Annotated in this window: 2 protein-coding genes; one reads left to right on the plus strand and one right to left on the minus strand. The window is 60.4% G+C overall.

All coding sequences use genetic code 11. The features are described 5' to 3' along the window. Positions 1 to 314, minus strand: a 314-nt coding sequence (locus tag Q4P21_RS15615) for a hypothetical protein (protein ID WP_303389647.1), incomplete at its 3' end; no start/stop codon positions are given. 396 nt (positions 315 to 710) lie between these two features. Between Q4P21_RS15615 and Q4P21_RS15620 the strand changes: the two genes are divergently transcribed. Continuing rightward, positions 711 to 5,454: NPCBM/NEW2 domain-containing protein (locus tag Q4P21_RS15620; RefSeq protein ID WP_303389648.1), on the plus strand; the 4,744-nt coding region annotated here is incomplete at its 3' end.

Raw genomic sequence — 5,454 nt, forward strand, 5'->3', positions numbered from 1 at the left:
ACGCCGACGCCGACTCCGACGAAGACGCCTGCTGTGACGCCGACGCCGATTGACCCGACGACGCCTGACGTGACGGTTGGTCCGACCACCGAACCGCCGACGCATACATCGGAACCTGGAACGACGGCACCCGTAACATCCGCCCCGGAAACTACGGAGCCCACCGCCCCGGCGGCCATCCCCGTGGCGTCGAAATCTGCCGCAGTGGAGCCTTGGACGACGGAACCGGGCACTCCTACGGGGACCGGCGATGCTTCGCCGGCTGCGGCCCCGATGTCGTTTTCCCTCCCAGCGTCGGCAACCCCCTGAGTCAAGGCACTGATTAACTACATGTGACTTCGTCCACATGTTGTTGATCAGTAATGATGAGTGGCCTTGGGTGGGGCGGTGTTGTCCTGAAAAGTAGGACGTGGCAAATGTTCAGAATGTGCCGCGTCTGCCATCCTGCGGAGACAGGCCGATCATTTCTGCCCGCAGCCGCCTGACACGCTTTAGTGTGCCGAAGACCGGGTCATTGTGATGGATAACTTCACTGGACGGAACTCGCTCCGATAACCTGCGAAAATAACTTGAAATTTTGCAGAAATATTGGGTGTTATGGATCACAACTCATCTAGACTTGAGCCACGTCACATTTTCTGATGAACGTTAATGATCATTTCTTTGATCTTTTAGTCATATATGTTCGTCACGGTCGAAAGCGAGTTCGAATGCCGTTGCAACACGTAGAGGAACCAACAGGGTCACCGGCAAAGCCGCCCAACACCGGAAAGATGGGCAAACGTGCCGTTGCCGTTGCCCTGGCCGGGCTGCTTGCAGTAGGCGCTATACCTGTATTGGCACTGTCCCAAGCCGCAGTGGCAGCTCCCGGAATACCCATTTCGGCGTCCAACATCACTCCGGAAGTGCCGGTGGACCAGAGCGGAACCACCCTCGGAGCCATCAGCACGTTCAGTCAGGCCGGTAATGTTGTCAGCCTGAGCCCTGCAACCGGTGCGGTTCGTGTGACTTTCCTCGATGACGGAAACTTCCGTCTGGAGGCGACCCCGACAGGAACTTTTACCGATCCGGCCAACACTCCAGCGTCTCCAGCCGACGTGCAGCGCTCTGCGAACATCGTGGTGGGCAAGGGCGACTTTGATGCCGGCACGGTCACCGTGAGCGACACTGGGGGAGTCATTACGATGGCCACCACCAAGGTCAAGCTTGAAGTCAAGAAATCGACGGGCGCCTTTACGCTCAAGCGCGTCGATGGCTCCGTCGTGTGGCAGGAATCTTCCGCACTGAGTTTCGGTTCAGCAACAACGACACAGCACCTGAAGCCCCTCGCAGGTGAGCAGTTCCTGGGCGGCGGCATGCAGAACGGCCGTGTGGTCCACACGGGCTCCACCATCAACATCTCCAACAACTATGACTGGGATGACGAAGGCCACCCCAACGCCGTGCCGTACTACATGACCAGCGCTGGCTATGGTGTCTTGCGCAACACGTTTGCCCAGGGTTCCTACACGTTCACCAACGATGAAACCACTACACACAAGGAAAAGCGTTTTGACGCCTACTACTTCGTCGGTGACTACAAGCAGAGCTTGGACGGTTACACCAAGCTGACCGGGCGCCCCAACCTTCCACCCGTATACGGCCTGGAGTACGGCGACGCCGATTGCTACAACCGTTCCAGCCCCACATACTCTTCCTCGGGCTTCAACAACCCGGATGCACCAAAGCAGGTCACCTTTGACGCAGTGAAAACCGCAAAGGAATTCAAGGCCAACGACATGCCCGCGGGCTGGATGATCGTCAATGACGGCTACGGCTGTGAGTACACCCCGGACGCGGCTGGTTACGACAAAAACGCACCCTACGACGCAAACAGCACCGACAAGGGCCTAGGCAACACGGTCAAGGCCATCAAGGCCGAAGCCGACCTCAAAACCGGTTTGTGGACCCAACGGTCGCTGACCAAACAGGAACAGGAAGTTGGCGCCGACGGCATTGCCATGCGCAAGCTTGACGTTGCCTGGGTCGGTGAAGGCTACCGTCTGGCGCTGACGGGCTGTGAGAGTGCCAAGGGCGGCATCGAGGAGTACTCCAGCGGACGTGCCAACACCTTGATGGTTGAGGGGTGGGCCGGTGCGCAGCGCTGTGGTGTCCAGTGGACGGGCGACCACTCCGGCAACCTGGATCAGGCGCGCTGGGGAGTCCCGGCAATGGCCGGCGCAACCAACTCCGGCCAGGCCTTCACCACTTCTGACATTGATGGGATCTTCGGCGGCAGCACTGAAAGCTACGTCCGTGATCTGCAGTGGAAGGCTTTAGCCCCGGAACTATATTCCATGAGTGGCTGGGCCGCCGTGGATAAGCGCCCGTGGCTCTATGGTGACGCCGCAACGGAAATCAACCGCAAGTACCTGCAGATGCGCCAGGAACTGATGCCCTACATCTATTCCTTGTCCGTTGATGCCCACAACACCGGCGTCGGCATGATGCGAAGCATGCCGTTGGAATTCCCCAACGATCCGCTTTCCTACACCAAGGAATCCGAAACCCAGTTCATGGTCGGCGGGAACTACTTGGTGGCACCCGTTTCCACCAGCAGCGATGTGCGCAACGGAATTGTCCTACCCTCCGGCAGCCAGTGGGTGGACTACTGGACCGGCACCCTCTACGAAGGCGGCCAGGTTCTCAACGGCTACAACGCGCCGTTGGAGACGCTCCCGATGTTCGTCCGTGCCGGTGCAGTGGTGCCCAAGGGCCTCATTGAGCGCAACGCTTCCCTCGTACCGGAAAACTCCGCCCTCACGGTTGATGTTTACCCCTCGGGCGATTCCTCCTTCACATTGAACGAGGATGACAAGGTTACCCGCGAGTACCAGATTGGCAAGTCAAGCACGCAGAACTTCAACGTCACGGCCCCGGCCAAGAATGGCGGCGACGTGGTTGTCATCATTGGCAAGCGCGACGGCGACTACGCGGGCAAGGCTGGCGCCCGTCCGTACAAGCTCGAAGTCCACAGCGGCTCACAGCCCTCGGCCGTGATCGTTGGCGCCACGACCTTGGCAAAGCTTGCAGATGCGGCTGCGTTCACGACAGCCTCGACAGGCTGGTACTACGACGCCGCTGACGCTGGCGGCACGGTACATGTCAAGGCTGGAGAGGTCCCCTCGGCCGCCTCGGCCACGGTGACCTTGAAGGCCACCTCCGCCGTTGGCGGCACCGACTCTGATGCATTGGCTGCACAAGTTGCCGTGACCTTGGAGGACAAGGTCTTCCAAGGTCACAAGACATCAGCTTCGGCGACATTCACGAACACCGGCAGCAATGCCAAGACCGATGTTGTCATCAGCGCCGTTGTTCCCACGGGCTGGACCGTCGGCAACGCCAAGGGTGCCACAGTGGCCTCGGTTGCTCCCGGTGCCACCGTCCAAGCAACGTTTGACCTAGTGCCCGGGGCGGACTCTGCCGCCGGCAAGCAAACGGTCGGTGCCAAGGCAAGCTACAAGGACGCCAAGGGCGCCAGCCAGGAAGTTTCCGGTGCGAACCAGATGTATGTTGCTTACGGCTCACTCGCCGGGGCGTTCAACAATATCTCGGTCACCACTGCCAACGGATCGTTTGGGGACAAGCTGGGCAACTTCGACGGTGGCAACGCGTCCTACAGCATTGAACAGCTGAAGACGGCCCCGATTCCCGCCGGTGGCGTCACACCGGGATCCACCGTCACCGTGGATGCCGGTCTGGCCACCGAGGTCAACTACACGTGGCCCGAGGTGGGAGCAGACAAAAACAATGCCGTCGTACTGGACGGGCAGACCATTGCCCTCTCCGGTCAAGGGACAGACTTGGCGATTTTGGGGTCCTCCAACAGCGGTTCGGGTGCCTCCCCCGAGTTCACCATCACGTACACGGATGGCACCGTCCAGAAGCAATCGACCTACTTCCCGAACTGGTTGCCCCAGGGCAACACCCAAGGGGCAAAGGTTGCGATCAAGTCGTTGGGACGCAACAGCCAGTCCAATGCGGCAAACCCGGAATACAAGGACTACGGATACCAGATCTATTCAGGAACATTGCGCCTACTGCCGGCCAAGACACTGGCCTCGGTGACCATGCCCAAGGTGAACTCCGTGAAGGTGTTTGACTGGAAGGTGGCGAACTTCCCCTTGCCCGATGCACCCAGTGCCGACGCGTTTGTCTCGGACCTGGAATGGGTATCGGCCAGCAACGGCTACGGCGTCATCGGTAAAGACGTGGCGAACAAGGATGCCGCGAACTCACCCGATGCTCCGTTGACCGTTGTTGACAAGTCCGGTGCAGAGACGGTTGTCCACACGTACGAGAAGGGCCTGGGTGTGCACGCGCCGTCCAATGTGAACTACTACGTGGGTGGGCAGTGCAGCCGCTTCACCAGTGAAATTGGCCTTGAAGGCGACTTTGCCGGCAAGATCATCTTCTCCGTCGTTGGCGATGGAAAGGTCCTCTATCAGAGCCGTACGTATGTCAGTGGCTTCGCTCCCGAGTCGATTGATCTTGACCTGACGGGCATTTCCTACCTGGAACTACGTGTTGACCCGATCTCCGAAGGTGCCATCAGCGGCGCCCACGGCGTGTGGGGCGATGCGAAGATCTCCTGCTCCGAGGCCGCGCCAGCCGACGAGATTGCCCCTGTCACCACGGCAACCGTGGATCCGGCCACTCCGGCCGCAAGCGGCTGGTACACGACGGCTCCGACCGTCACATTGAGCGCCACCGACAACGTCGGCATTGCCAAGACCGAGTACCGGATCGGTGCCGGCCCCTGGACGGAGTACACCGAAGCCGTCACCCTCCCCGAGGGCGAGAACGGCTTCACGTACCGCTCCAGCGACGACGCAGGCAACATCGAAGAAGACAAGTCCACCATCGGATTCAAGGTGGATACGCAGGTGCCTGCCGTTTCGGCCAGTGTTGATGCTGATGCGCGCACCGTCACGGTGAATGCAACGGATGCCGGTTCCGGCGTTGCATCGGTGGAGTTCTCCACCGATGGTGGTGCGACGTGGCAGGCGTACACGGGTGTCGTCAAGGCAGGGGACGACGGCGTGTCGCTCGCCTACCGTGCCACAGACAAGGCCGGCTTGATGGCGGCCTCCACCGTGGATGCTGTGGTTGCTCCGGGTGAATCCCCGGAACCGGCTGCCCCGAGCTTGTCGGCACCGGCTACGGCTGCTGCCGGTACGGATGTCACAGTGACGGCCAAGGGCTTGGCTGCCGGTGAAGCTTACGAGCTGTGGATCCATTCGAAACCGGTCCAACTGGCTACCGTGAAGGCAGCTGCCGACGGCACGGCCTCAGTGAAAGCCAGCATTCCGGCTGATTTTGCCACCGGTGCGCATGAGCTGACGCTGGAGCAGGTGGGCACTGTTGTGGCCCGTACCGCCATTGCGATCACGGCGGCAACGGTCGACAACAACA

The sequence above is a fragment of the Arthrobacter sp. genome, from assembly GCF_030540645.1.
Lineage (GTDB): Bacteria > Actinomycetota > Actinomycetes > Actinomycetales > Micrococcaceae > Specibacter.